25 protein-coding genes are annotated in these 26585 nt (G+C 41.6%); 11 read left to right on the top strand and 14 right to left on the bottom strand.

The genetic code is table 11. The features are described 5' to 3' along the window. Positions 1 to 7: 7 nt before the first annotated feature. Positions 8 to 970, bottom strand: a complete 963-nt coding sequence (gene rsmH / locus PDL71_RS05370; protein WP_407526397.1) for a 16S rRNA (cytosine(1402)-N(4))-methyltransferase RsmH — start codon at positions 968 to 970, stop codon at positions 8 to 10. 2 nt (positions 971 to 972) lie between these two features. Continuing rightward, the gene (mraZ, locus tag PDL71_RS05365; protein ID WP_407526394.1) at positions 973 to 1428 is read right to left on the bottom strand and encodes a division/cell wall cluster transcriptional repressor MraZ; all 456 of its coding nucleotides are present in this window, start codon (positions 1426 to 1428) and stop codon (positions 973 to 975) included. Between the two features lie 394 nt (positions 1429 to 1822). Between mraZ and PDL71_RS05360 the strand changes: the two genes are divergently transcribed. Next, positions 1823 to 2233: a hypothetical protein gene (locus tag PDL71_RS05360; RefSeq protein ID WP_407526391.1), complete on the top strand. Its 411-nt coding sequence runs from the start codon at positions 1823 to 1825 to the stop codon at positions 2231 to 2233. Here the strand turns inward: PDL71_RS05360 and PDL71_RS05355 are convergent, their stop codons facing one another. Next, complete coding sequence (locus PDL71_RS05355; protein WP_407526388.1) at positions 2234 to 3571, bottom strand: sensor histidine kinase; 1338 nt, start codon at positions 3569 to 3571, stop codon at positions 2234 to 2236. A gap of 154 nt (positions 3572 to 3725) precedes the next feature. On the opposite strand from PDL71_RS05355, the gene PDL71_RS05350 reads away from it, so the two are divergent. Then, positions 3726 to 4277, top strand: coding sequence for a YqgE/AlgH family protein (locus PDL71_RS05350; protein WP_407526386.1), 552 nt, complete (start codon positions 3726 to 3728; stop codon positions 4275 to 4277). Between the two features lie 55 nt (positions 4278 to 4332). Here the strand turns inward: PDL71_RS05350 and atpC are convergent, their stop codons facing one another. The 4 genes from atpC to PDL71_RS05330 all read right to left on the bottom strand — a co-directional run bounded on the left by atpC (position 4333) and on the right by PDL71_RS05330 (position 7783). Further along, positions 4333 to 4587: an ATP synthase F1 subunit epsilon gene (gene atpC / locus PDL71_RS05345; RefSeq protein ID WP_407526383.1), complete on the bottom strand. Its 255-nt coding sequence runs from the start codon at positions 4585 to 4587 to the stop codon at positions 4333 to 4335. An 81-nt stretch (positions 4588 to 4668) separates the two neighbouring features. Further along, on the bottom strand, positions 4669 to 6168 hold the full coding sequence (atpD, locus tag PDL71_RS05340) for a F0F1 ATP synthase subunit beta (RefSeq protein WP_407526380.1): 1500 nt from the start codon (positions 6166 to 6168) through the stop codon (positions 4669 to 4671). 123 nt (positions 6169 to 6291) lie between these two features. Continuing rightward, entirely contained in the window at positions 6292 to 7386 is a 1095-nt protein-coding gene (locus PDL71_RS05335) for a VIT1/CCC1 transporter family protein (RefSeq protein ID WP_407526378.1), read from the bottom strand. A 13-nt stretch (positions 7387 to 7399) separates the two neighbouring features. Further along, positions 7400 to 7783 (bottom strand): hypothetical protein, encoded by a 384-nt coding sequence (locus PDL71_RS05330; RefSeq protein ID WP_407526375.1) that lies wholly within the window; start codon positions 7781 to 7783, stop codon positions 7400 to 7402. Between the two features lie 127 nt (positions 7784 to 7910). Here PDL71_RS05330 and PDL71_RS05325 point away from each other — a divergent pair, with 127 nt between their 5' ends. Next, complete coding sequence (locus tag PDL71_RS05325) at positions 7911 to 8798, top strand: thermonuclease family protein (RefSeq protein WP_407526372.1); 888 nt, start codon at positions 7911 to 7913, stop codon at positions 8796 to 8798. 32 nt (positions 8799 to 8830) lie between these two features. On the opposite strand, the gene PDL71_RS05320 is transcribed toward PDL71_RS05325, so the two are convergent. Continuing rightward, complete coding sequence (locus PDL71_RS05320; protein ID WP_407526370.1) at positions 8831 to 9991, bottom strand: hypothetical protein; 1161 nt, start codon at positions 9989 to 9991, stop codon at positions 8831 to 8833. 78 nt (positions 9992 to 10069) lie between these two features. On the opposite strand from PDL71_RS05320, the gene glpK reads away from it, so the two are divergent. The 6 genes from glpK to PDL71_RS05290 all read left to right on the top strand — a co-directional run bounded on the left by glpK (position 10070) and on the right by PDL71_RS05290 (position 15877). Continuing rightward, positions 10070 to 11554 (top strand): glycerol kinase GlpK, encoded by a 1485-nt coding sequence (gene glpK, locus PDL71_RS05315; RefSeq protein WP_407526367.1) that lies wholly within the window; start codon positions 10070 to 10072, stop codon positions 11552 to 11554. 84 nt (positions 11555 to 11638) lie between these two features. Continuing rightward, complete coding sequence (locus PDL71_RS05310; RefSeq protein WP_407526365.1) at positions 11639 to 13189, top strand: glycerol-3-phosphate dehydrogenase/oxidase; 1551 nt, start codon at positions 11639 to 11641, stop codon at positions 13187 to 13189. Between the two features lie 170 nt (positions 13190 to 13359). Beyond that, positions 13360 to 13605 (top strand): hypothetical protein, encoded by a 246-nt coding sequence (locus PDL71_RS05305; RefSeq protein ID WP_407526363.1) that lies wholly within the window; start codon positions 13360 to 13362, stop codon positions 13603 to 13605. Beyond that, a complete protein-coding gene (locus tag PDL71_RS05300; protein WP_407526360.1) occupies positions 13602 to 13901 on the top strand; it encodes a type II toxin-antitoxin system RelE/ParE family toxin in 300 nt (99 codons plus the stop codon). The genes PDL71_RS05305 and PDL71_RS05300 overlap by 4 nt, the downstream gene beginning before the upstream one ends. A 19-nt stretch (positions 13902 to 13920) precedes the next feature. Continuing rightward, on the top strand, positions 13921 to 14628 hold the full coding sequence (locus PDL71_RS05295) for an MIP/aquaporin family protein (RefSeq protein ID WP_407526358.1): 708 nt from the start codon (positions 13921 to 13923) through the stop codon (positions 14626 to 14628). Between the two features lie 106 nt (positions 14629 to 14734). Then, on the top strand, positions 14735 to 15877 hold the full coding sequence (locus PDL71_RS05290) for a hypothetical protein (protein WP_407526355.1): 1143 nt from the start codon (positions 14735 to 14737) through the stop codon (positions 15875 to 15877). Here PDL71_RS05290 and PDL71_RS05285 read toward each other — a convergent pair. Further along, positions 15861 to 16487, bottom strand: a complete 627-nt coding sequence (locus PDL71_RS05285) for a protein-tyrosine-phosphatase (RefSeq protein WP_407526352.1) — start codon at positions 16485 to 16487, stop codon at positions 15861 to 15863. The two genes, PDL71_RS05290 and PDL71_RS05285, sit on opposite strands and share 17 nt — an antisense overlap. A gap of 664 nt (positions 16488 to 17151) precedes the next feature. On the opposite strand from PDL71_RS05285, the gene nifJ reads away from it, so the two are divergent. Further along, on the top strand, positions 17152 to 20694 hold the full coding sequence (nifJ, locus tag PDL71_RS05280) for a pyruvate:ferredoxin (flavodoxin) oxidoreductase (RefSeq protein ID WP_407526349.1): 3543 nt from the start codon (positions 17152 to 17154) through the stop codon (positions 20692 to 20694). Between the two features lie 106 nt (positions 20695 to 20800). Then, complete coding sequence (locus PDL71_RS05275; RefSeq protein WP_407526346.1) at positions 20801 to 22393, top strand: murein L,D-transpeptidase; 1593 nt, start codon at positions 20801 to 20803, stop codon at positions 22391 to 22393. 22 nt (positions 22394 to 22415) lie between these two features. On the opposite strand, the gene PDL71_RS05270 is transcribed toward PDL71_RS05275, so the two are convergent. The 5 genes from PDL71_RS05270 to PDL71_RS05250 all read right to left on the bottom strand — a co-directional run bounded on the left by PDL71_RS05270 (position 22416) and on the right by PDL71_RS05250 (position 26535). After that, positions 22416 to 22658, bottom strand: a complete 243-nt coding sequence (locus PDL71_RS05270) for a hypothetical protein (protein ID WP_407526344.1) — start codon at positions 22656 to 22658, stop codon at positions 22416 to 22418. Positions 22659 to 22768: 110 nt separating this feature from the next. Then, on the bottom strand, positions 22769 to 23221 hold the full coding sequence (locus PDL71_RS05265; RefSeq protein ID WP_407526341.1) for a DUF1569 domain-containing protein: 453 nt from the start codon (positions 23219 to 23221) through the stop codon (positions 22769 to 22771). Then, a complete protein-coding gene (locus tag PDL71_RS05260) occupies positions 23212 to 23619 on the bottom strand; it encodes a hypothetical protein (RefSeq protein WP_407526338.1) in 408 nt (135 codons plus the stop codon). The genes PDL71_RS05265 and PDL71_RS05260 overlap by 10 nt, the downstream gene beginning before the upstream one ends. Before the next feature lie 12 nt (positions 23620 to 23631). Next, on the bottom strand, positions 23632 to 25020 hold the full coding sequence (locus PDL71_RS05255; protein WP_407526335.1) for an NADH-quinone oxidoreductase subunit N: 1389 nt from the start codon (positions 25018 to 25020) through the stop codon (positions 23632 to 23634). 30 nt (positions 25021 to 25050) lie between these two features. After that, positions 25051 to 26535, bottom strand: coding sequence for a NuoM family protein (locus PDL71_RS05250; protein ID WP_407526332.1), 1485 nt, complete (start codon positions 26533 to 26535; stop codon positions 25051 to 25053). Positions 26536 to 26585 lie beyond the last annotated feature (50 nt).

The following is a 26585-nucleotide window of genomic DNA, read 5'->3' as shown; positions in this document are numbered from 1 at the left end:
ATTTCATCTACAGTTTTTCAGCCACTCTTAATCTTGCACTTCTGCTTCTCGGATTTTGTTTTTGTTCTTCAGGACTTGGCTCTATTGGTTTCTTAGTAATCAGTTTAAAAACTTTCGTCCGTTCGCCTGTTGAAAAAGGGTTGTACGCTTCCTCTTCCAAACTTCCCTGTTTGAAAAAATTTTTAACCAAACGGTCTTCCAGCGAATGAAACGAAATGATACTTGCCCTGCCGCCCGGCTTGAGTACTTCAGGTAATTGTTCCAGCAGTTCTTTTAATACCAGCAATTCGTCATTTACTTCTATGCGAAGCGCCTGGAATACCTGGGCAAAGTATTTATTGGGATTTCCCTTCACTACAGCCTGTATCGCCTGCTTGAGTTGAGCAATGGTTTGCAGCGGATTGGTTTTGCGTTGTGCTGCAATGGTAGCAGCCAATGTTCTGGAGTTGGTTACTTCGCCATACTGCTCAAACAATTTGTGCAGCTGCTGCTCACTGAATGTTTGAAGCACCGATGCTGCTGTTTTTGCGGAGGAAGGATCCATCCGCATATCCAGCGGACCATCAAACCTTGTTGAAAAACCACGCTCAGGTTCATCAAACTGGTGACTGCTTACGCCCAGGTCTGCCATTACTCCATCTACAGTATCCACTTTATGCAATTTCAAAAAGCGGCTGATGTAACGGAAGTTGTGCGGCACAAAAACAATGCGTTCATCATTTGGCAAGTTTCGTTTGGCATCGGGGTCCTGGTCAAAAGCAAATAATTTTCCATTGGGGCCAAGACGTTTTAAAATTTCCCGGCTGTGGCCACCACCGCCAAATGTGCAATCAACATAAACTCCGTTAGGCTGCACATTCAAACCATCTACTGTTTCCAGGAGCATTACAGGAATATGGTAGTCATATTGCTGCGCCTGCCCTTCATCGTTAGTTGATGCGGCTTTGGATATTTGCTTTTTCGGCTCCATCCTTACTGCTCCTTTTTAACCATCACTTCACCGGCAAGGCTGCTGAAAGTGTCGGGTGAAAAGTTTTCAAAGAACTGCTGGTACTTAACCTTATCCCATATTTCTATTTTGTTCACACGGGCCACCATCACTGCATCTTTTTCTAATCCTGCATACGTTTTTAATGTTTGCGGAATGAGCAATCGGCCTGCACTGTCCGGCTCCACATTGGTTGCCCCGTTTAAAAAATAGCGTTGAAATTGTCTTACTTTAGGGTCGAAATCGTTTAACTGAGCAATCTCAGCCATGATGGGTTCCCAATTTTTCATAGGATATAAGGTGAGGCATTGTTCAATGCCCCGACTGATGACGTACTGGTTGCCCCACTCTTCCGGCACCTGCTTTTTAAAAGCGGCCGGGAGCAGAAAGCGACCCTTAGCGTCCAGTGTAACCTCATATTCTCCAAGAAAACCAATCATTTGTATTGAAACGGGATAAACTTCCCATTATTTCACACAAAATAACATATTTTCCCACTTTTCAAACAAATTGGGCATGTTTTCTTTTTTCCACAAAGCGGAAACCCTTAACCGTATTGCGTTTGAAAAGAAATAACGACTGTTTTTGAGGAACCACCTGTGGATAGCTGTGATTTAACTGTGGATAAGTGCGAAAACGATGTGAATTTGGAGTCTGTTTGGATAGGCTGGGGTATTTCATGGCAGCGGTTTTGCGTCGCATTGCAAATCCCGTCGTTAGCGGGACTCTTATACGTTCGTTTTTTTCATGGCGGCAATGAAAAAACTACAAAGACGCAAAGACACGAAAAAGATACCTTCGCCACTTTGAGTCTTCGTGGTTAAAAAAAATGATATGAACGTTGGCTACTCAGGCACACCACTCATAAAAAAACTCGGCATTAAAGAAAATGCAAAGCTTCTCATTTTGAATTCTCCCAATGGCATTGATGCTTATTGGAAGCTTATTGAAAAAGATTGTTCCGCCCAAATTTGCTCAACAAAAGAAACACCCAGCTTCATTCACCTATTTGCCGCATCACAAAAAGAATTTTATCAACTCTTTTCCAAAATTGAAAAGCGATTGAAAGAGGATGTGATTATTTGGGTGAGCTGGTATAAAAAATCAAGCGGTATAGCTACTGATATGAATGAAGATTTCATCCGCAACTTTGCGTTGCAAAATAATTTGGTGGATGTAAAAGTTTGTGCTGTTACAGATAAATGGAGCGGATTGAAATTAGTAATCCCTGTTGCAAAAAGATAATTATTTCTTCAACGGAAACTCAGCAATAAACACACTGCCCTTCCCCAGCACACTTTCTACTTTTATTTTTCCATCATGTGCTTCCGTCATCGTTTTTACATAGCTCAGGCCTAAACCAAAACCTTTTACATTGTGCACATTTCCTGTATGAGCCCGGTAGAATTTTTCAAACACACGGTTAACGGTTTCTTTACTCATACCAATGCCATTATCCTCTACTATAACCCTGATAAACTTTCCTGTATTTTTGGTGGAGACTTTTAATAGCAGCGGCTCATCTTCTTTGGAATACTTCACCGCATTATCCATGAGGTTATTGATGAGATTGGTAAAATGCACTTCGTCTGCTTCCATCAAATCATTCGAAGCATTTAACTGTAACTCCACTTTACCGTTTTTATCCTGAATCTGCAATTGAAGATTCTCCAATACTTTTTGAATTACTTCATGTACATGAATATCTTTTTTGTTGAGCTGTATTTCATTGCGATCCATTTGAGCCGCCTGTAAAATAGTTTCCACATGTTTGTTCATCCGTTTGTTTTCATCACGGATCATTTGTGTGAAGTATAAGCGTTTCTCATCGTTACTCAACACCTTTTCATTCTTCAATGCATCTACGGCTAATGAAATAGTAGCTAAAGGCGTCTTGAGTTCATGCGTCATGTTATTGATGAAATCACTTTTCATTTCACTCAACTTCTTTTGCCTGATCAAAGTGCCAAAAGTTAAAAAGAAAGCTGTAACAATAATGATGGTGAAAAGAATGGAACCGGCAATCAACCAACCCAGTGATTGAAAGATATAGGACTTGAACTCCGGTACAACTATGATGAGAATTTCTTCCGGTGCCAGGCTTTCAAGCAAACTGCCACCAACCGGTGTAAGCGGATAAAAACTTTTTTTATTATGCACAGAGTCCAGCGCCATTTCCATGAAACGGGTGGTCTTCATGGGATAATGACCGTAAATATTATCACTTGCGATTGCAAACTCAAACTTCGTGTCTTTTAATCCATGACGCAGCAGGGATTTATTAATTTTTTCTCTTACTTCAAACAAGGTAAACCGGTTGGCTACAGAATATTGCCGGTAAATATCATACGCATCACCCGGAAATTTCATGCCCGGCAAAGGAACCACACTGTTGAACTTGCTGCCGGTCTGCATCACCAGTTCTTCACCCACTTCCTGCGTTACGTCAAAAAGTTTCATCACCAGTTGATCTTCTTTCAGCTCTGCCTGGGTTTTAATCCAGTTCACCTGTACAAAAATGATCCCCAGTAAGGACAATGAAATGAGGGCAATAATGGCCGGAAAAATTTTCTTATTCTTCATGCGTTTGATGGATGCAAAGCAGCGGTTTGGTTCCGGCAAAAATACCTTTCTGCCATCAAAATCGGCCGAAATGGAATCAATACCCGGTTTTTTAACGTTGCTTTACGTTTGAACAAATCATTTCTGTTTCAAAAAGGAACCGTAATTTAAGGCTATGATTGAACCCGGCAGCGGCATATTACTGATTTCAGATCCGTTTTTAAAAGATCCCAACTTTATGCGTACAGTAGTGCTTTTGTGTGAGCATGCAGAAGAAGGAAGTTTTGGCCTGGTGCTCAACCGTAAAGTGCAACCCAAGCTGGGTGAATTGATTGATGCTTTAACCGGTATTGATCTGAACGTTTATTATGGCGGACCGGTACAGCAGGACACCCTTCATTTTCTGCACCAGGTGCCTGATCTTATTCCCAATAGTCAGCTGATTACCCGGGGCGTGTACTGGGGTGGTGATTTTGAAACGGTGATTGCCCTTTTGCTCAAAGGCGAACTGGATACTGCTAAAATCCGTTTTTATCTCGGCTACAGTGGCTGGGGCAGCGGACAATTGGATGATGAGCTGAAAGAAAAAAGCTGGCTCACTGTGCAGGCCAACAAACATCTTGTGTTTGAAAAAGATGAACAAAGCATCTGGAAAAAATCATTACAGCAAATGGGTGGACAGTATGAACAGTTAGTCAATTATCCCATTGACCCGCAATTGAATTAAATAAAAGAATCCCGCTCTTTACAGAACGGGATTACTTAAGCAAGTAGTTTGTATCTTATTCAACGGGCTTACTGCCTTCTACGAGAACAGTTACTTTGTTATTGAGCACTTCAACAAAACCACCCTGGATCTGGTAGAGTTCATTGCGGTTTTTTTCCACAAATATTTTCAATTGGCCGGCTTTCAAACCACTCACCAAAGGTGCATGGTTATCCAGCACTTCAAAACTACCGGTAATGCCGGGCAGTTGTACGCCCATTACTTCGCCGCTGTATGTTTTACCTGATGGAGTTAATATTTCTAAATTCATAAAAACAATGTGATAACTTGATAATGTGCTGATGTGCTAATTGAATACGTCAGCAAATCAGCATATTAGCTAATCAGCTAATTATCCTTTCGCAGCTGCCATCAGCTTCTTACCTTTTTCAATCGCATCTTCAATGGTACCTACCAGGTTGAAGGCTGCTTCAGGATACTCATCCACTTCGCCGTCCATGATCATATTGAAACCACGGATGGTATCTTCAATGCTTACAAACACACCTTTCAGACCGGTAAAGGCTTCAGCCACGTGGAATGGTTGAGATAAGAAACGTTGTACTTTACGTGCACGGAATACCGTTTGCTTATCTTCTTCACTCAATTCATCCATACCAAGGATGGCGATGATATCCTGTAATTCTTTATAGCGTTGTAAGATACCTTTCACCCTGTTGGCACAGTTGTAATGTGCATCACCCACAATAGCAGGAGTGAGGATGCGTGAAGTAGATTCCAATGGGTTTACCGCAGGATAGATACCCAAGTCAGCAATCTTACGATCCAATACCGTGGTAGCATCCAGGTGGGCAAATGTTGTAGCAGGTGCCGGATCGGTCAAGTCATCCGCAGGTACATATACCGCCTGTACAGAGGTAATAGAACCGTTACGGGTAGAAGTGATTCGCTCCTGCATCAATCCCATTTCAGTAGCCAATGTTGGCTGGTAACCTACTGCTGAAGGCATACGGCCTAACAATGCTGATACCTCAGAACCTGCCTGTGTGAAACGGAAGATATTATCTACGAAGAACAGAATGTCTTTTCCTTTACCTGTACCATCACCATCACGGAAGTATTCAGCGATGGTAAGACCGGAAAGTGCCACACGTGCACGTGCTCCCGGAGGCTCGTTCATCTGACCGAATACGAAAGTTGCTTTTGACTCCTTCAAGCCTTCCATATCCACTTTGCTCAGATCCCAGCCACCTTCTTCCATGCTGTGTTTGAAGTTGTCGCCATATTTCATAATGCCGGCTTCAATCATTTCACGCAACAGGTCATTTCCTTCACGTGTACGCTCACCTACACCGGCAAATACTGACAAACCACCATAACCTTTGGCGATGTTGTTGATCAACTCCTGGATCAATACGGTTTTACCTACACCCGCACCACCAAATAATCCGATTTTACCACCTTTTGCATAAGGCTCAATCAGGTCAATTACCTTTATACCGGTGAATAATACTTCACTGGCAGTTGAAAGGTTTTCAAATGCAGGTGGTTGTGCGTGGATAGCACGACCGTTTTCCTTGCTTACCTGTGGCAAACCGTCAATAGCATCACCTGTTACATTAAATAAGCGGCCGTTGATCAACTCACCGGTAGGCATTACAATGTTTTTACCCGTATCTACCACTTCCATACCACGCACCAGACCTTCCGTACCGTCCATCGCAATGGTACGTACGCTGTCTTCACCCAGGTGTTGCTGTACTTCCATTACGAGTACATCACCATTGGGACGTTTCAACTCAAGAGCACTGTAAATTTCGGGGAGTTTGCCGTCGAACTGAACGTCTACCACGGCGCCGATAACCTGTTTAACCTTACCAGTATTGGCCATATTTAATGTATTTAAAAAGAGGGGTTATTATTCAGGCCGCAAAGGTAAGGGGGCAGGGGTAAACTGAAAAATGGAAAATGGGATAATTTAGAAATGAGGAAAAATTGTTAAGCGAGGGTGCGTTTAGCCTCCAATTGATACGCCTACCAGCTTACCAATGCCAAAGGTTACAGTTGCAGCAGCTAATCCAAACAACACCTGTCTGAACCCTGAAAACCATATACTCCGACCTGTAAATAAAGTGATAGCAGAACCGATTACAAACAACCCAAGAGCGCTTAAAGAAATGCTCCAGATAATCGCCGGCATACCTGAAGTAATCATAAAGGGTGCAACAGGAATAATGGCTCCGATTGCAAACAGCACAAAGGAGGTAATAGCTGCCGTCCATGCAGAACCTTTCAATTCTTCAGCATTGATGCCCAGTTCTTCTTTTACCAATACTTCATGCGCATGTTCGGGATTTTTCAAAATGGCATGAGCCATTTCCCCCGCCTGCTTCTGTTCAATACCCTTGGCCATGTATATCAGTTGCAGTTCACGGGCTTCGGTTTCGGGATCATGTTTGATTTCTTCCATTTCCAATGCCATCTGTCGCTCATACAGCTCCTGCGAACTTTTTACAGAAATCCATTCCCCCAACGCCATTGACAAAGCACCCGCCAGCAAACCGGCTAAACCCGCCAGCAGCACACCGGTTTCGCCATTGGTAGCACCGGCTACTCCCATGACCAGACTAACATTGGAAACAAGCCCGTCATTAGCACCCAGTACAGCAGCCCTTAATGCATTGCCGCCAACTGATTTATGTCGTCTTCCTTCAAGGCTGGTTAATTTTTCACTGTCGATTTTTGTTTTTGATTGAATGAGGTTTTGCAAAATGCGGATGTGATTATTTTCAGCACCGGAAAGCGGAACAGATTGCTGTTCTTTCTGCTTACGATCCCGGTAAGCCAATGCTTTTTCTGTTTGCATGAGTGAATCCAGCACATATTCATAGCCCCAAATCTTCCCGATTTTATTGAGCAGTTTAGCACGCCATGAAGGAGCCGGCAGAACATTACTGCCCAGCATACCTTTTGCATGAGTGTTTTCAATAGCAGCCATTTGCCGGTAAATTTCGGCAATCGAATTTTCAGTTTCTGATAAGGCCAGTTGCTCGTATAGATAAGCAGCATCTACTTCTGTTTGTACAGCACTTTTTTTAGAAAGCTTCATACAATGGTTTTAATCAGATCAATTCTTTATGTTTCAACTGCAACGCCATGAGAATGATAAATAATCCAACGGCCATATAACTGTACTGCAACCAGTAAGTCATTTGTAACAATAACATCTGTACAGCTTCGTAACCGATGATCAGCATACCGGCCGCTACCGCCCACCACAACCCGTTTTTACGATTGGTTCTTACTCCATACCAGGCAAACAGATGAACAGCTCCAACAGCTATTAAAATCAAACCCGGCAGGGAGAAGTTTTCAAAAGATGTATGCTGCAGCCAGTGCAAATCCAGCAATAACAAACTCCCCGTTGGTTCCAGTGCCATCATAGCACCACAGGAAACGGAGGTAACACCTGTAAACGCAAGCAATATCAATAAAGCAAGTTTCATACCTTCTTCAAAGCAAGTACAAAACAACGTCTCCGGCAATGAGTAGAATCAAAAGAAGCAATGATTACTATCAAAAAAACGCAGGAAGAAGGGGCACCGTTTCGTGGTATTGCATTTTCATCAAATAATGACCACCTTAACAGAAAAAATCATGGCCATCATTTACAAACTCCCCCCTCCTTCTTTTGCAGTAAGTCCGAAAAAAGATATTGGTGCTCCGGATGGTGATACCATTAAAATTGAGCAACCCATCCGCATGGTTTCCTGCGATACACCGGAAAAAGAAAAGCCTTTTGGCGGTGCTGCTATCACCCAACCCAAACTGGAAAAAGTAAAAAAAAGACTGGATGATGGATTCTTTGCTGAATTACCTGCCGGTCTGAGGAATTACCTGAAAAAGAAAATCGTTACAGGTGCAGCAAAGAAACATATTGAAGCCGGCAAAAAAGCAAGTGATCAATTTGAAAAAATAAAAAACCAGCGCCTCAATTTACCCAATGGCAAAAGAAGAAAGGTGGGCGTATTACCCAGCGGTGAAGTGATTGACAGCAGGGGAAGAATGCTGGCTTACATCACTACTTATTTTGAGAAAAAAGATTTACCACCCAAGGGTGATCCGCAGCGTGACACCTACAACCTGGTAATGGTGGCAGAAGGATGGGCAGCTTTTTTCCCGGTTTGGCCTTCACTGCCAAAAGACCCGGCAGATTTTGATGTAATACACAAGGCAGCAAGAAAAGCATGGACTTCTAAAAAAGGAATGTGGAAACAGTTTGGAAGTAATTTACTCTTGCCTTATGAATACAGGATGCTGCTGAAAATGTCAGAAAACAAAACAGCTAAGCAAATCATCAGTACTGCTTTTCAACGGCTATGTGTGGATCTGAGAACTATGAAAATGGTTGGGAAATTTGATTTTTACAAAGTACCGCCGGGTGACCGTCTGTGGATATGGGAAGATGATTGGAAGAAAAACAAACAGCAGATAAAAAATTTATTAAATGTGAAAGAATAAAAAAAAGCCCCGCATTGCGGGGCTTTTTTTTATTACACTAAAGGATGTCTTTTAAATTCTTTAGCGGGATCAAAGATCATACGGTAAGTAATCAGGTGCCTGGTTATATCTGTACCAAGGCTGCTGGCCACATTCATCATTTTAGGATTAAAATCACCAATCCATTGCAGTTCATAATCTTCATACAAATGCTGATCCTGGATGATTTTAGCAGCTTCCATAATCATATAACTGTCAATTCCCTTTCCCTGCCACTCAGGCACTACCCCAAAAATGATTCCATTAAACTTTTTGTTCTTCATTGTTTTCTTTATCCATGCAAATTTTAATTTACCCCACCAGTCAAATCTTCCATGCAGATGTTTAAACCATTGATTCAGATCCACAATATTGAGCCATACAGCAATGGGTTCATCTTTATAATAGGTGAACCAACTGATACGTTCATCCATTACCGGTTTCATAGCATTAAACATCCCTATCACCAAACGGAAGTCCATAGTTTTTAAACCGCCATGACCTGCCCATGCTTTATTATACACCGCAACAAAATCGTGTGCAAATTTTTCCAGTTGATCTTTGCGGATATGAACTGCTTTGATATCCGGATTCTTTGCTACCTCATCATGTCTTGTATAAAATTTTGTTTGCAGTTTATCTTTCACTTTTAAGGCATAACAATACTGGTTAAAGAATACTTTGAACCCATAACCCTCAAACAGTTTCTGATAATACTTCGGGTTATAGTTCATACAATACAACGGCTCCTGGAAGCCGCCTACCTGTACACCCCACCAACGATCCCGTTCGCCAAAATTGATAGGGCCATCCATGGCATACATGCCTTTTGCCTCCAGCCATTTACGGGCCGTATCAAACAGGAAGTTGGCTGTAGGCTGGTCATCAATACATTCAAAAAAACCAAAGCCACCTACAGGACCTTCATCACCCTTGGTCTTGTATTTTTTGTTGACAAATGCTGCAATACGGCCAATCAGTTTTCCCTGGTCATCTTTTAAAATCCAGCGGATGGTTTCGCCAAAACGATAGGCTTTATTTTTTTCTTTATCAAACACCTGCAGCACATCTTTATCCAGGGGCTGAATGTAATTGGGATCGCCCTGGTTCATTAACACATTTACTTTCAGAAATTCTTTTTCGTGCTGAGCTGTGGTTACTTCGATTAACTGCATACTGCAAATGTAATCGTTCAGGGTTTAAACCGATATGCCGTTTGTCAGGCCAACCACTATTTTTACTAACTTGTCAGCATGAGCAGTTACATCCTCGCCCTCGACCAGGGCACTACCAGCAGCCGTGCCATTGTGTTTGATAAAAACGGAAACATTATTGCTGTTGCACAGAAAGAGTTCCGGCAGATTTTTCCGCAGCCGGGCTGGGTAGAACATGACCCTGAAGAAATCTGGAGTACACAACTGGGCGTTGCAGCAGAAGCTGTAAGCAAGGCCGGACTATCTGCCGAAAATATTCATGCCATCGGTATCACCAACCAACGGGAAACAACGGTGGTGTGGGAACGAAGTACAGGCAAACCCATTTACAATGCCATTGTATGGCAGGACCGCCGCACGGCTGATTTTTGCGATGAGCTCAAACGCAAACACCTGCACATTCTCATTCAAAAAAGAACCGGACTGGTGGTGGATGCTTATTTCAGTGCAACAAAAATCAAATGGATTCTGGATAATGTAGAAGGTGCAAGAGCCAAAGCAGAAAAAGGTGAATTATGTTTTGGTACCGTGGATACATGGCTGCTCTGGAATCTTACCAAAGGCCAGGTGCATGCAACAGATGTGAGCAATGCCAGCCGTACCATGCTGATGAATTTAGAAACATTGCAATGGGATGGTGAACTGGAAAAGGTTTTTAATATCCCCGGCAATTTGCTGCCACAAATACGCAGCAGCAGTGAAGTGTATGGCACTACACAAAATATACTAACGGCTAAGAATATTCCTATTGCAGGTATTGCAGGCGATCAGCAAAGTGCCTTATTTGGACAGCTTTGTACACAGCCCGGCATGGTGAAGAACACATACGGCACCGGTTGTTTTATGTTGATGAATACGGGAGAAAAACTCATTCACTCACACAACAATTTATTAACCACTGTTGCGTGGAAGCTCAATGGCAAAACAGAATATGCACTGGAAGGAAGTGTGTTTATTGCCGGTGCGGTGGTGCAATGGCTGCGTGATGGTTTAGGCATCATCCGTTCTTCATCTGAAGTGGAAGAACTGGCGGCCAAAGTAAAAGATACAGAAGGTGTGTATGTGGTTCCTGCCTTTGCAGGCTTGGGTGCGCCTTACTGGAATCAACATACACGTGGTACGATGGTTGGTTTAACACGTGGCACCACTGCGGCGCATATTGCCAAAGCAAGTTTAGACAGCATTGCTTACCAAACCACCGATGTATTAAAAGCCATGGAAGCAGATGCAGGTATTGAAATCAAAGAATTAAGAGTGGATGGTGGTGCTACCGTGAACAATACACTCATGCAATTTCAAAGTGATGTATTAAACACAGCGGTTGTACGGCCGAAGATTACCGAAACAACTGCACTCGGTGCCGCATATTTAGCTGGATTAGCCACCGGTTACTGGAACAGTATTGATGAATTGCAACAGCAATGGCAGATTGACCGGAAGTTTGAAAACAGTATGGATGAAGAAACAAGAACAGCATTGTATAACGGGTGGCTGAAGGCGGTGAAGGCGGCAATGAGTTTCTAGTTTTTGGTTTATAGTTTATTGTTCTTCAACTTCAACATGTTTCATTTAATTTGCAGCTTTTGAATTTTCAATCAGAAACAGAATTTGAATCGCTCTCAACAAATACAACAGCTCAAATCCACCCATCACTGGGATATTATCATCATTGGTGGCGGCGCTACCGGTTTGGGTGCGGCTGTGGATGCAGCAGCACGGGGTTATAAAACATTATTAGTCGAGCAATATGATTTTGGCAAAGGCACTTCCAGTCGTTCAACTAAATTGATACATGGTGGTGTGCGTTATTTACAGCAGGGAAACATTCGATTGGTGCGTGATGCATTGAAGGAAAGAGGATTGTTGTTGAAGAACGCACCGCACCTGGCTCATCCGTTGAAATTGGTGATGCCCTCCTACCGATGGTATGAAACCCTGTACTACGGATTGGGTTTGAAAATTTATAATTTCTTATCGGGCAAACTGAGTTTAGGAAAGAGTGAAATGCTTTCTATCAAACGTACACAGAATTATATCAAAGGATTAGATGGGAAACGTTTGAGCGGTGGCGTGGCTTATTACGACGGTCAATTTGATGATGCACGCCTCTGCATTACACTTGCATTAACAGCAGCAGATGTAAGCGCTACTGTTTTAAACTATGCAAAAGTCACCGGACTTATTCGTGAAAATGAAAAAGTAAAAGGGGTAGTCATTCATGATACCATCAACAATGAAACCTATGAAGCAAGAGGAACCATTGTTGTGAATGCAACGGGTGTGTTTGTAGATGATGTGTTGAAGATGGATGATGATGGACTGGAAAAAGCAGTAAGTCCATCGCAGGGAATCCATATTGTAGTAGATAAAAAATTCTTCCCGGGCGAACAGGCTTTGTTCATTCCACGTACGGATGATGGGCGGGTGCTGTTTGCCGTTCCGTTTCATGACAAAGTAATCATCGGCACTACTGATACCAGCATAGACCATCCTACCATTGAACCTGTACCGCAGGAAGAAGAAGTGGAGTTTGTGATCAATCACTTCAACCGCTATGTACATACAGGTTTACAACGCAGCGATGTGAAAAGTGTATTCGCAGGTCTGCGTCCCTTAATAAAAATTCCGGGACAAAAGAAAACAGCCGTGCTTCCCCGTGATCATACTATTTGGGAAAGCAAAGGCGGTATGATTAACATCAGCGGTGGTAAATGGACAACGTACAGAAAGATGGCGCAGGAAGTAATTTTAAAATCACACTATGCAGGCGGACTTGCGTATACCCGTTGCCAGACAGAAACAATGAAGCTGCATGGCTGGATCAAAAAACCGGATTATGATGATCCGCTTCATTATTATGGAAGTGATGCAGCAGCCATCCGATATTTACAACATCAAGGCTATTCGCAAACGATTCATCCCAACTTGCATTATACCATTGCTGAAGTGATGTGGGCTGTTGGTAATGAAATGGCCATTACGGTGGAAGATGTATTGAGTCGCCGTACAAGGGCTTTGATATTAGATGCTAAAGCAGCTATTGAAGCCGCACCGCTGGTAGCTGATATCATGATGAAAGAAATGAACAAAGATGAAGCATGGAAAGAACAGCAGTTAAAGGATTTTTATAAAGTGGCCGAAGGATATGTACTCAAGTAAGAAGTGGGAAGCAGGAAGTACGAGGTACGAAGTAAGAAGAGATTGAAATTTAAAGTGGCGGACGAAATTTACACTGTCAATATCAGTTTGGCTTTTTTAGCTCAAAAGAAAAAGATATAATTTAAAAATTGCGTTTATAAAATTAAATTTGAGTAACAAAACCATTTTCTATGGCTACTTCATCACTTCGTAAAAAACTGGCTGATTACATGTTAGTGGCAGATGATAAAAAAGTTAAAGCCGTATATGCTTTATTGGAAGATGACATAGAACAGGAAGAACTTGATTACACACCTGAATTAAAGAAAAAATTAGATGACACCTACGCCTACTATGAAAAAGGAGGAAAAATGATAAGTGCATCTGAAGCTGAAAAGAAAATCAAAAAAGCATTGCAAACTACCAAACGCAAATGAGCTTTCAGCACATATTTGCACCGTCAGCATTTCAGGAATTTGAAGACGCTGTTTACTGGTATAAATCAAAAAGTACAAGAACGGCGGAAAATTTTGCCGCAGCAATTTTTTCAAAAATCGATATGATTTGCAAAGACCCGTATCGTTATAGAAACACCTATAAGAAATTCAGAGAGACTTCCACAAAACGATTTCCTTTTTTCATTATCTATTTTATTGATGAAGAAAAGAATCTTGTTGTGATTTCATCCATTTATCATCACAGGAGAAATCCAAAAAAGAAATACAATTCTTAATCATCCTTAATCCATCGTTATGTCAATCTTTCTTGCAGAATTTATCGGAACCATGTTCATCATTGTGTTGGGTAATGGTGTTGTTGCCAATGTATTGCTGAATAAATCCAAAGGTCAGAATGGCGGATGGATTGTGATTACGTTTGGATGGGCTATTGCTGTGTTTGTGGGTGTGTACAGCAGTGCCTCTGTGAGCGGTGCACATTTGAATCCGGCTGTTACGATTGCATTGGCTGTATTGGAAAAATTTGATTGGGCTGATGTGCCCATGTACATCCTTGCACAATTTGCAGGCGCCATGACCGGAAGTTTCTTGATGTGGCTGGCTTACAAACAACATTTTGATGCAACAACAGATACAGATGCCAAGCTGGGTGTTTTCTGCAACATGCCTGCCATACCGAATGTATTTTTTAATCTGTTAACTGAAACGATCATTACTGCTGTTTTTGTTTTAGGCGTATTGTTTATTGCAGCTCCGCAAAGTTCCTTGGGTGCACTGGATGCATTACCAGTTGCGTTACTGGTGCTGGGTATTGGTTTGTGTTTGGGCGGACCAACCGGTTATGCTATTAATCCAGCACGTGACCTCGGTCCACGTATCATGCATTTTTTATTGCCGATTGGCGTGAAGAGAGATAGTGGTTGGGGATATAGCTGGATTCCTGTGGTGGGGCCTGTACTGGGTGGAGTGATTGCGGCGATGGTTTGGAAGATGATGCAGTAAGTTTTATGATTTACATACACCAAATATGAAAATACCAAATCTGATAAACCTTGTAATCTTTTTGTTTTTATTGTCATGCAATAAACAAAATTCGAAAGGTAGTTGCATGGAGAATTTAGAAGAAGATGAGCTTTTAATATTTATTGGAGAGAAAATTGAAATTAAAAAACTCCCTGAGAGTGCTGAACCATGTACTTCAACCCACTGCTATGATAAGTTTTTAGCACATTATAAAGTGATTGAAAAGATTTGCGGAAACTATAGAAAAAATGAAATCACATTTCTTGTTGACGGATATTATGAGATGCCTGATTTTGCAGATTACAAAAATTGTTTATTTTATCTTTCACGCAAGAGAAATTCAAAAGATACTTTTACCCAATTAACCTGGCAATATGATGAAGTGTACAAAACAAAAAGTGGCGAATGGGCCAGTCCTTTTTCTGCGATGAATTATATGGATTATGATTCGACTAAAGGAGGAATAAAACCCCATAAAATTGAGTATGCGGAAGATGTTACATATAAAGTAAAAGGCTTATCAAGACAAAGCTTAAATCGCCACTTTCCCTTTCCATATTTTACGATTAACAATAAAGTCGCTACCGCTCACTACGGAAATACTGTTCATGAATTAGTTCAAATGAAAAAAGAAGGATTACTAAAACGCTGGGGGTATTATGGGATTAGAGATACAGCAGCTGCAAAATTAAAAGTTCAGGATGTCATTTTAGATGAGTGGAAACAGCCTGAAATAATTAAATATAATGAGAATGAGCTAAAAACTACATTTTATAATTTTTTTGAAGCATTTAAAAGAGTTGATGCAGAACGAATTAGGAAAATGTCTATGCCTAATGTAATTTGTTCTGTTTGTGAAGAACCCCCACGCTTTGACTATGAGAATAATTTCGAAACGATTGACAGTTTTATTATTTCTGCCTTCAGGTATCTTCATTATTCGCAGCTCGAACAGGAAATAGAAAACAAAAACTATAAAATCTCTGCTGAAAAGAGAGACACCTCATTGAATCAAGATAAGAAATCAGATCAGGCGATAATATATAAAGTAAGCTTTAGAACAATTGCAGATATCGAAAACAATACTGTTAAATACAGACACGATTTTGAGTTTTTAAAATCAAATAACACCTATTTATTTTATGGTTTAAGCACAAACATAGTATCCTATTACGGGATTGAGTCTAGAATTAGAAGAGGTGACATATATTTTAAGAAGGCAAATTAATTTTCACTTTCGAAAACACATACAAACACTCCATCCCTATCTGGTTACTCCGCTCTGTATATTTTTCATCCTGCAACACCGATCCATCATAAGCTTTGGGATCGTTGTAAGTAGTAGCAATGCGTAATTCACAATCGGGGATGAAGGGACAATTTTCTTCTGCATCCGAACAGGTCATGATCACAGCAAAGCCGGAGGAAGGATTGTGTTCATGATTGTACACTTTGGAAAAGCAGGTTACGTACTTGTCATCATCAAAATAGACATGATATACAGGATTGTTTCCTTCGGTTGTTTTCCGTACTTCAAAACCGGCGGAGGAAATGGCATGAATGGCATTGGCGTTAAACGCTGTGGCCTCCGTACCTCCTGAAAATGTTTTCACGCCATGGATGTTAAAATAATCGGCTGCTGTGGCGGCCCATATCTGTCCCAGGTGACTGCGCCGGGAATTGTGGGTACACACAAATTCCAACTGCACGGTTTGGTTGTTTGCTTTTTTGGCACTGATGTAATCGGCAATTTTTTCAAGCACTGTTTTTCGCTCTGCCGGTATTTCTGAAAAATTCTTTACCAGTTGGTTACAGCGTTGATGGAGGATGGAAAACATGAGCTTTTATTGAACGATAAAGATATTGAGTGTGAAAAGATGTTTTATTCGTTTTAGAAAATTTAATACAGCTTGATTTGTAGTTACTGATTATATGGGTGAGAAGCTCCTGATTCTTCTTTTCTTTTTGCTTCTCCAAAAAGAAACAAAAAGGAGCCCGATTTCGAATGACGGCCCGAACCTGCCTGACGGTAGGCAGGATCGGAGGGCTCCCTGATTAAGCTGTGTTCTACTGTGATTAATTACATTTTAATTCTACTGAACATCCTATGTGATACAGGTTGATTTAACTTATACTTGTTGAAACTATTTTTAAGATTGTAATTAATTAGTGACTTAACGATGTGTTGATGTTTATTGATAGTTGATGTGGCAGAACAAATAGCCTATTCAAAAGATGCAGCACCGCTCCTTCTCCTTTGGAGAAGGAGATGGAGGATGAGGTTTCTGCCGCTATGAAAAACCAAACCCTGAAGTGTGCGACGTCCCGCTTAAGGCGGGATTTCACTTCGTTCAACAAATACGACCCCTCGTTTGCACCACCGCCCGTAACACAACCATCCTCACTCCCCTCCCACACGGCAATTAGGTTATTTGCTGACTTCCGTCATTCACCAACCTTTCACGCTCAGGTACTTTCGTACTTCAACCAAACAGGTTCGTTATGTCTACCAATCAAGTCAAATCAAAAGCAGAAGTAATGGATGGCAATGAAGCGGCGGCGTACATTGCGTACAAGTGCAGCGAAGTCTGTGCCATCTACCCCATCACACCATCGAGCGCCATGGGCGAGTGGGCCGATGAATGGAGTGCCAAAGGCATGAAAAATATTTTCGGCACCACGCCCAAAGTAATCGAAATGCAAAGTGAAGCGGGAGCTGCCGGTGCTATACATGGTGCCTTGCAGGGCGGTGCATTGGCATCCACCTTTACTGCATCGCAGGGATTGCTGCTGATGATCCCCAACATGTACAAAATTGCAGGTGAGTTAACGCCTGCTGTATTTCATATTGCGGCACGTAGTTTGGCCACACATGCACTTTCTATTTTTGGAGATCACAGTGATGTGATGGCCGTTCGCTCCACCGGTTTTGCCATGTTGTTTGGCAACAATCCGCAGGAAGTAATGGACATGGCCTTGATTGCACACAGCGCTACCTTAAAAGCAAGAGTTCCTTTCTTAAATATTTTTGATGGCTTCCGTACTTCGCATGAGCTCAATGAAGTAGAAATAATTCCTGATGATGTGATTGAGCAAATGATAAGTATTGAGGCCATTCATGCACACCGTGACCGTGCATTGAACCCGCACAAACCCGTGATTCGTGGTACGGCACAAAATCCGGATGTATACTTTCAAAACAGAGAAGCTGCTACGCCTTACTATGAAAAAGTTCCCTCTATTGTACAGGAACAGATGGATATTTTTTACAAACTCACCGGAAGAAGATACAATCTGTTTGAATATTACGGACACGAACATCCTGATAGAGTGATTGTAATTATGGGCAGTGGTGCCGGTGCCGTGAAAGAAACAGTGGATTATTTAAATGCACATGGCAGTCATGTTGGCATGATCAATGTGCGTTTGTTCCGTCCGCTGGATGTAGAAGCTTTTACGAAAGCACTTCCTAAATCAGTAGTAAGCATTGCCGTGCTGGACCGTTGCAAAGAACCTACAGGAATTGGTGAGCCTTTGTACATGAATATTGTGAATGCGTTGAATGAAGCACAGGAAAATCATCATGCACATGTAATTGGTGGCCGTTATGGATTGAGCAGTAAAGAATTTACGCCTGCCATGGTAAAAGCTGTGTTCCGTGAAATGAAAAAAGAAAAACCAAAGAATCATTTTACCGTTGGTATTGAAGATGACATCAGTCACAGCAGTTTGGAATATGACAAATCTTTCAACCTGGAAGCACAACATTTGTTCCGTGGTTTGTTTTTTGGTTTGGGTGCTGATGGTACGGTAAGTGCCAATAAGAATTCCATCAAGATCATTGGAGATAAAACCAATGATCATGTGCAGGGATATTTTGTGTATGACAGTAAGAAATCAGGTTCATTGACTGTTTCACATTTGCGTTTTGGTGAAAAGCCGATAGAATCAACCTACTTAATTCAATCAGCCAACTTTGTGGCCTGTCATCATTTCAACTATTTAACCAAGTATGATATTTTAAAAGATGCAGAACAGGGTGCTACCTTTTTATTAAACGCACCGTATGAAAAAGAAGAACTGTGGAGTAAGCTGCCCAAAAAAATCCAGGAAGAGATTATTCATAAGCAGTTGAAGTTTTATGCCATCAATGCTTACACTGTAGCAAAGGATGCAGGTATGGGTACCCGCATCAACACCATTTTGCAAACCTGTTTCTTCGCCATCAGCAATGTATTGCCAAGAGAAGAAGCCATTGCTAAAATTAAAGAAGCGATTTATGAAACCTATTGGAAAAAAGGCGAAGCTGTAGTTCAGAAAAACTATGATGCGGTGGATGCTACGCTTGCCAATTTGTATGAAGTGGATTACAGTACTTACAAAGTTGGAACTGTAGAGTTGAGCAATATTGTAGCTGATGATGCACCCGATTTTGTAAAAGATGTATTGAGTAAAATTATGGCGGGTGAAGGTGATGAATTACCCGTGAGCGCCTTTCCTGTTGATGGTACCTACCCCAGCGGCACTACCAAATGGGAAAAACGAAATATTGCAGATGCAGTACCTGTATGGGATACAAGCTTGTGTACACAATGCAACAAGTGTGTGATTATTTGTCCGCATGCAGCTATTCGTGCGAAAGTGTATGATAAAATTTTATTGAACGAAGCGCCTTCCACCTTCAAACATGTCGACCCTATTGGTAAGGAATGGAACAAGGAAACAGAAGCTTATTCATTACAGGTTTCAACAGAAGATTGTACCGGTTGTACCTTATGCGTGGAGTATTGCCCTATAACTTCTAAAACAGATGCCGGGCATAAGGCCATCAACATGATGGATAAGAAAGATATTCAGCAGGCAGAAATAGAAAACTGGGATTACTTTCTTTCATTACCGGAAGTGGACCGTGCCAGAGTGAATAAGAATACGGTGAAAGGTTCTCAATTCTTTCAACCGTTGTTTGAGTTCAGCGGTGCATGCGCCGGTTGTGGTGAAACACCCTATTTAAAATTGATTACACAACTCTTTGGTGAGCGGATGATCGTTGCCAATGCCACCGGATGTTCTTCCATTTTTGGCGGCAATCTTCCTTCAACACCATGGAGCACTAATAAAGAAGGAACCGGGCCGGCATGGGCCAACAGTTTATTTGAAGATAATGCGGAGTTTGGATTGGGTTTACGACTGGCAGGCGAAAAGAAAAAAGAAATGGCCTACCAGTTGCTGGATGAATTACGGCCGCAGATAGGCGAAGACCTGGTAGATGCATTGGTAAATTCAAAAGAAGGAACAGAAGCCGAGATTCAAACAAAACATGAGTTGGTGCTGGAATTAAAGAAGCGATTGAGTGGTATGAAATCAATGGCTGCTTTAAACTTATTTCATCTTGCTGATTTTTTAGAACAAAAATCTGTCTGGATTATTGGTGGTGATGGTTGGGCTTATGATATTGGTTACGGCGGATTGGATCATGTGCTTTCCACCGGTGAAAATGTAAACATATTGGTACTTGATACAGAAGTGTACAGCAATACAGGCGGACAAAAATCAAAATCGACTCCACTGGGTGCCAGTGCCAAGTTCAGTGTGAATGGAAAAACATCGGGTAAAAAAGATTTAGCCATGCAAGCCATTGCACACGGCACAGCGTATGTAGCACAGATTGCATTGGGCGGAAATGATATGCATACGCTGCGTACGATTTTAGAAGCAGAAGCATATCCAGGCCCTTCGCTCATTATTGCATACAGTCATTGCATTGCACATGGTATTGATATGGCACATGGCGCCGAAGAGCAGGACTTTGCAGTGAAGAGCGGTTACTGGCCTTTGTTCCATTACAATCCGCTCAAACCAAAAGGTGAACGCTTTGTGATTGACAGTAAAGAGCCATCCTTACCGTTGAGTGAATTTATGTATCATGAAAATCGTTTCAATGTGATCAAAGCCAAGGATCCTGAACTGGCAGAGCAGTTTTTAGAAGCTGCTGAACATGCCAGGAATAATAAATGGGATCGGCTGGTAACATTGAAGGGCCTGTAACCTTTACCGATGATCACAAGGGAACTGCAGTTGCAGTTCCCTTTTTTATTTTTTATAACAACGATCTTTCTTTAATTTGTTATACGCTGACATCAATTTAAATAGCATGAAACATCTTTTCTATATCAGTTGTATTGTACTCCTTTTTACCAGTTGCAAAAATGCGATCAAACAGGCCAATGGTGAAGTAGTACCAAGAGACTATACGATTGACACTGCTATTGCGGTTACTGATATGTACCTGGATAGTACAGCGATGGAGCAATTCATCAGTAAACAACAGTTTCATGACTCTTTATCAAAACGAATCAGGAGTTTTTATAACGGACGTAATTACCAGTATGCATGGTTCAATTCACAAGGCGTGAGTACCAATGCCGGAACGTTTATTGATCTCTTTAATGATTATATTTCTTACAGTAGAGACAGCAGTTTGCACAATTCTTTATTTACACATTTATATGATTCCATTACAGGAGGTTACTACCAGTTCCGCATGCAGGATTCCATTGTATTTCAAACGGAGTTGTTACTGACAGCACAATTCTTTCGATATGCGTACCGCAAGTACCAGGGCAGCAATACTGTTAACACCCGGCAACTGGAATGGTATATTCCCCGTAAACGGATTAATTCCGTAGCGGTACTGGATTCCATGCTGGCGCATAAGAATGAAAATGTATCTGAGCTGGAACCCGTACACCAGCAATACAAATTGCTGAAAGATTACTTAGTCAAATACTATGAGATCGAAAAACAGGGAGGCTGGCAAACAATCAAAGCCGATAAAAAGAAATATCAGCTTCATGATGAATCACCGGTTATCAGTCGCATCAAACACAGGCTCTTTCTTTCCGGCGATCTCAAGACAGATGACACATCACATCTGTTTAATGAAACTACTTTAGCAGCCGTTAAACAATTTCAGCACCGCTATGGATTAAAAGAAGATGGCATTATCAATACTGCAGTAATAGCTGAAATGAACCGCCCGGTACAGGAGCGATTAACACAGATTTTGATCAACATGGAGCGACTACGTTGGCTTCCTGCCCAGCCTACTTCTGATTTTTTGCTGGTGAATATTCCGGAGTACCGTTTGCATGTATTTGAAAAAGGCGCTTACATTTTCAGTATGGATGTGGTGGTGGGCACAGCAGCCAATAACACGGTTATTTTCCAGGGAACCTTGAAACATATTGTATTCAGTCCGTATTGGAATGTGCCTAACAGTATTTTACAGAAAGAAATATTACCGGCAGTTCGACGTAATAAAAACTACCTGGAACGCAACCATATGGAATGGAATGGCAACAGTGTGCGTCAAAAACCGGGACCGTGGAATGCATTGGGTCTTGTGAAATTTTTGTTCCCCAACAGCTATAGTATTTACCTGCATGATACGCCCACTAAATCCAAGTTTGAAGAAAGCAGGCGTGCGTTCAGTCATGGCTGTATCCGTTTATCGCAACCCAAACGTTTGGCTGAATTTTTATTAAGACATGAAGAAGAATGGACTTCTGCAAAAATTGAAGAGGCTATGAATGCCGGCAAAGAAAAATACCTGAACATTAAAGAACCCATTCCGGTGTATATTGTTTATCTCACCGCTTTTGTTGATGCCAACGGACAATTGAATTTCAGGAACGATGTGTATGGGCATGATCAGAAAATGGCTGAGGCGTTGTTCAGAAAGTAATACTTGTAAGACCGTTTATATATCATCCTCTTTTAGCAAGTTCCTCTTTCAACTTTTTCCAGTTCCTGTAATTAAGAATCCACAAAGGCAAAAAACAAAGCGGTAATGCAGTAGAAGCCGTAAAACCTTTCTGAGTATATAAGTAACCACCGCTCAAAAACATCAATCCGACACAAATACCCAGCACATAAACGGCAATCTTCATTCCCTTTTCATTTTTCTTCAATTCCTCCGTTGTAAATTCAGAAAGTGGTTTTGGTTTCATAATTTTTTTTAATTATCGATAATTACTAACAAAATAAAATAGTAAAGGTTGAATAAGTGAGGGCTGTGCGTGGTAAGTCCCCCTTCGGGGGATTTAGGGGGCTGGGGGTTTCATTGTCCAAACTGTCGTAAATGATGATCTAAATGTTTCCACATGCTTCTGCCCCATTGATCAGCCGTCATTTTTCCAAACATGGGATGCACTTTATCACCAATGCCTGCAGCACCACGTTCATGAAAGGCTTTTACAATGGAAAGCATTTCAGCTTTTTCTTTATCAAAATCACGCTCCTCTTTTACGATAAAGTTGGGAGCAGTAGGAAGATTCTGTCGGTAAGGTTTGCTATTGTATAACTGGCTACGGAACATCCACCCGATGATGGAGAGCGGATGACGTTTCAGCGGTTTGCTGGTTAACGGTACTTTGTAGGCTTCTTTGCAATGCGTGAGCATTTGTGCAGCTGTCATCTTACCCCACTGACGTGGACTATCAACCTTTAAATTGCTTAGGCGCTGCATTATTTCATCATACGCCGCTTTATCAAACAAAGATTTTACTTCCATGAGTGAACGTATTCGTCTTTTGAAAAATAAGGAATCTGATCCTGACTCACTGTTTCTTTTTGTTGCCAGAAATCAACTGTAACAATTTTACCTTCTTTTGTTTTGAGCATGCGACCCATCAATGCATTGGTTACATTAAACCGAACATCTGTAACACCGATGGTGAAGGTGGGAGGTGAAGGGTTTAGGGCAGAAGTCTCAACGGTGGCTTCTCCTTCTGCTGGTTTAGGTGCCGGAGCTGCTTTGGGTGGTGGTGATGGAACTACAACAACTGTATATCCATTCCACTCTAATAATGGTTGTAAGAAATCAATACGCTCCTGTGTGGCATTCTTTTCCACCACTGCACACTTAATACCATTCAGATCTTCAAACTCATGATTTTTATTGATCGCCATTGCTTTCTTTTATCAATTCATAATAACAATACGGTAAACATAATGATAAGCACCGCTTGCCAAACCGGTAATTAAAATACCTGCCACACATATAACAGCCGCCAGTTTTGCATAGTTGCCTGATTGAATTTTTTCGATCGGTTGTTCATTGGCATCCATGAACATCGCTTTCACAATTCGCAGGTAATAGTACAATGACAGTACCATATTCAATGCGGCGATTGTGATGATGATATAATTCCCCTTTGCTGCACCGGCCAAAATCAAAAAGAATTTTCCAAAAAATCCTGCTGTGGGCGGAATGCCTGCGAGTGAAAACAAAGCAATCGCCAGTACCCAACTCAGCAACGGGTTGGTTTTATAAAAACCTTTGAGATCATCGATGGCTTCTTTCCCTGATGCATTGCTGATGATCGTAACCACTCCAAATGCTGCCAGGTTGGAAAAGATATAGATCAATACAAAATAAACAACAGCTGTATTGCCTTCTCCTGTTTGTACCATCAGCGCCAGTAAAGTAAAACCAACCTGTGCCACGGAAGAAAAAGCAAGGAATCGTTTTAAGTTTTGTTGCCGGATGGCAAACAAATTACCGATGATCATTGTAGCAGCAGCCAGTAGCATCAGCATATTGCTGAATACAGCAATCAGTGGCCCGAATGTATAGGCCAGCAGTTGCACCATTACCATCAGGAATGTTCCTTTTGATAAAACAGAAAGAAAGGATGTAACTGCAATGGGAGCACCTTCATACACATCAGCCGTCCATAAATGAAAGGGCACCGCAGAAATTTTAAACCCGATGCCTGCCAGGATCAATATCAATGCAAATATTTGCAGGTTGCTGCTGTACAATCCCTGTGTCATTTCCCTGAAACCGAGCGCACCGGTAGTACCATACAACAATGAAATACCAAACAACATCAACCCTGAGGCAAAAGCCGAAGAGAAGATCATTTTCATAGCAGCTTCTGAGGAACGGCGTTTTCCAAGATCAAAGTTGGCCAATGCCGCCAGCGGAATGGTTGAGAGTTCCATGCTCAGGTAAAACATCAACAAATGACCGCTGCTGATGAGGAATTGCATACCGAGTAAAGAACTCAGGAGCAGTAAATAACATTCAATGGTATGCTCGTGGTTCTTTAACCAATCAAACGCCTGGAAAGAGATCAGGAGCATCGCAAGATTGAGCATGTTCTTTTCAAAAACAAATAACTCGTTGGTAATATACATGCTGCCAAATGCCCTTCCTTCCACGTTGAAAAAGAAACCGGCAATCAGATTGATGAACAGCAACACATTCACTGTATGCAGTACTGTTTCTTTCTTCCATTCTTTATTGGCAAGTTTCATAAACAGCAGGATGAAGATGATGAGCACCACCATCATTTCCTGCTTCATGAATTGTATCGTTTGTAAAAAATCCATTCTTTATTTTCCAGCTAATTTTTGAATAATGATATCTGTTCCGGGATTGATCAGGTCTGTGAGCCAATAAGGTGCAATCCCCATGGCAATGATTCCTGCCAGCAACAAGACCGCTGCTGATTTTTCATACCACTTCGCATCATGTAATGCTAAATAACTTTCATTTTTCACTGCACCCATAATCGAACTTCCTGTGGCACGCAAAATATAAACGGCCGTAACTACAATGGAAGCACAGGCAACAATTGTTGCAATGCGATAAAAACTTTCTGCTTTTTCCCAACCGCCCATGAACACCGTCATCTCGGCAACAAAACCACTAAAGCCCGGCAAACCCAATGAACACAAACCGGCTATTACAAACACGGATGATATAAACGGCATCACCTTCAATAAACCTCCCAGTTCAGCCACTTTACGTGTATGTGTACGTTCATACAACATGCCTATGGCAGCAAAGAAGAGCGCCGTCATTAATCCATGGCTCACCATTTGCAACACAGCACCATTGATCGCTGTTTTCGTTAACATACCAATTCCCAGCAATACAAATCCACAATGGCTAACGGAAGAATAAGCATTGATGTATTTCAAATCCGTCTGCATCATGGTGGCGAATGCTCCATATAAAATTGCAATACATGCCAGAATGATAATGATAGTTGAATAATGTTGTGCAGCATCAGGCATTAACCAGGTGGCAGCACGCAAACAACCATAACCACCCAACTTCATACTAATACCGGCTAAAAACATAGAAGCTGCCGTTGGTGCACTGGAGTGACCATCGGGCACCCATGTATGAAACGGAAACAAAGCCGTAAAAATGCCAAAGCCAATAAATACAAATGGGAAGAATAAGTTTTGAACCGCCGGAGAAATAGTAAGTGATGCTATTTGTAAAATATCAAATGTGTAATTACCATCAGTGGAGGTGTTGAAATACAATCCTGCTAATCCAACAAACACTAATGCTGAGCCGGCCATCAGCATCAAAGCCAATTTCATAGCGCTGTATTCTTTTTTACCGCTTCCCCAAATACCAATGAGCAAAAACTTTGGTATAACAGCGAGTTCCAGGAAGAAGAACATGGTAAACAGATCGAGTGACACAAAGAAGCCATAAGCACCTGCGCTTAATAACAACAGTAAAAAGAAGAACTCTTTGCTCATGCGTTCTTCTTTCCATGAAACGAGAATACCGGCAAGCACAACAGTAGCAGTCAGCAGGATCATGGCAATGGAAATGCCATCCACACCCATATGAAAGTTGATGTTTAACGGCTGGTACCACTGATAATTCTGTTCAAAGAACATGACCGCATCCTTGTTCTCACCTGTTGAATAGAAATAGAACAAGGCTAATGCTGCCAGCCATTGCAGCAAGGAGCCGGCAAGCGCTATGAATCTTACCTGCTGGCGTTGCTTAAAAGGCAATACCGCCAGTGCTGAAAGAATGGGTAATATGACAATGATTAACAAATTCATTGCAGCATTAATTTAACGATGTCCAAATTTATGCGGAATTGAGTGCCATC

The organism is Lacibacter sp. MH-610, assembly GCF_045780045.1.
Taxonomy (GTDB): Bacteria; Bacteroidota; Bacteroidia; order Chitinophagales; family Chitinophagaceae; genus Lacibacter.
This window is presented reverse-complemented; position numbering and strand designations above follow the sequence as displayed.

Coding starts and splice junctions, on each gene's coding strand:
- PDL71_RS05250 (WP_407526332.1), bottom strand. CDS start 26,535: ATGAATTTGTTAATCATTGTCATATTACCCATTCTTTCAGCACTGGCG.
- rsmH (WP_407526397.1), bottom strand. CDS start 970: ATGGAGCCGAAAAAGCAAATATCCAAAGCCGCATCAACTAACGATGAA.
- PDL71_RS05275 (WP_407526346.1), top strand. CDS start 20,801: ATGAAACATCTTTTCTATATCAGTTGTATTGTACTCCTTTTTACCAGT.
- PDL71_RS05285 (WP_407526352.1), bottom strand. CDS start 16,487: ATGTTTTCCATCCTCCATCAACGCTGTAACCAACTGGTAAAGAATTTT.
- PDL71_RS05330 (WP_407526375.1), bottom strand. CDS start 7,783: ATGAAACTTGCTTTATTGATATTGCTTGCGTTTACAGGTGTTACCTCC.
- PDL71_RS05300 (WP_407526360.1), top strand. CDS start 13,602: ATGAGCTTTCAGCACATATTTGCACCGTCAGCATTTCAGGAATTTGAA.
- atpD (WP_407526380.1), bottom strand. CDS start 6,168: ATGGCCAATACTGGTAAGGTTAAACAGGTTATCGGCGCCGTGGTAGAC.
- PDL71_RS05270 (WP_407526344.1), bottom strand. CDS start 22,658: ATGAAACCAAAACCACTTTCTGAATTTACAACGGAGGAATTGAAGAAA.
- glpK (WP_407526367.1), top strand. CDS start 10,070: ATGAGCAGTTACATCCTCGCCCTCGACCAGGGCACTACCAGCAGCCGT.
- nifJ (WP_407526349.1), top strand. CDS start 17,152: ATGTCTACCAATCAAGTCAAATCAAAAGCAGAAGTAATGGATGGCAAT.
- PDL71_RS05305 (WP_407526363.1), top strand. CDS start 13,360: ATGGCTACTTCATCACTTCGTAAAAAACTGGCTGATTACATGTTAGTG.
- PDL71_RS05295 (WP_407526358.1), top strand. CDS start 13,921: ATGTCAATCTTTCTTGCAGAATTTATCGGAACCATGTTCATCATTGTG.
- PDL71_RS05255 (WP_407526335.1), bottom strand. CDS start 25,020: ATGAAGCAGGAAATGATGGTGGTGCTCATCATCTTCATCCTGCTGTTT.
- PDL71_RS05265 (WP_407526341.1), bottom strand. CDS start 23,221: ATGGAAGTAAAATCTTTGTTTGATAAAGCGGCGTATGATGAAATAATG.
- PDL71_RS05325 (WP_407526372.1), top strand. CDS start 7,911: ATGACCACCTTAACAGAAAAAATCATGGCCATCATTTACAAACTCCCC.
- PDL71_RS05320 (WP_407526370.1), bottom strand. CDS start 9,991: ATGCAGTTAATCGAAGTAACCACAGCTCAGCACGAAAAAGAATTTCTG.
- PDL71_RS05260 (WP_407526338.1), bottom strand. CDS start 23,619: ATGGCGATCAATAAAAATCATGAGTTTGAAGATCTGAATGGTATTAAG.
- PDL71_RS05355 (WP_407526388.1), bottom strand. CDS start 3,571: ATGAAGAATAAGAAAATTTTTCCGGCCATTATTGCCCTCATTTCATTG.
- mraZ (WP_407526394.1), bottom strand. CDS start 1,428: ATGATTGGTTTTCTTGGAGAATATGAGGTTACACTGGACGCTAAGGGT.
- PDL71_RS05290 (WP_407526355.1), top strand. CDS start 14,735: ATGGAGAATTTAGAAGAAGATGAGCTTTTAATATTTATTGGAGAGAAA.
- PDL71_RS05350 (WP_407526386.1), top strand. CDS start 3,726: ATGATTGAACCCGGCAGCGGCATATTACTGATTTCAGATCCGTTTTTA.
- atpC (WP_407526383.1), bottom strand. CDS start 4,587: ATGAATTTAGAAATATTAACTCCATCAGGTAAAACATACAGCGGCGAA.
- PDL71_RS05335 (WP_407526378.1), bottom strand. CDS start 7,386: ATGAAGCTTTCTAAAAAAAGTGCTGTACAAACAGAAGTAGATGCTGCT.
- PDL71_RS05360 (WP_407526391.1), top strand. CDS start 1,823: ATGAACGTTGGCTACTCAGGCACACCACTCATAAAAAAACTCGGCATT.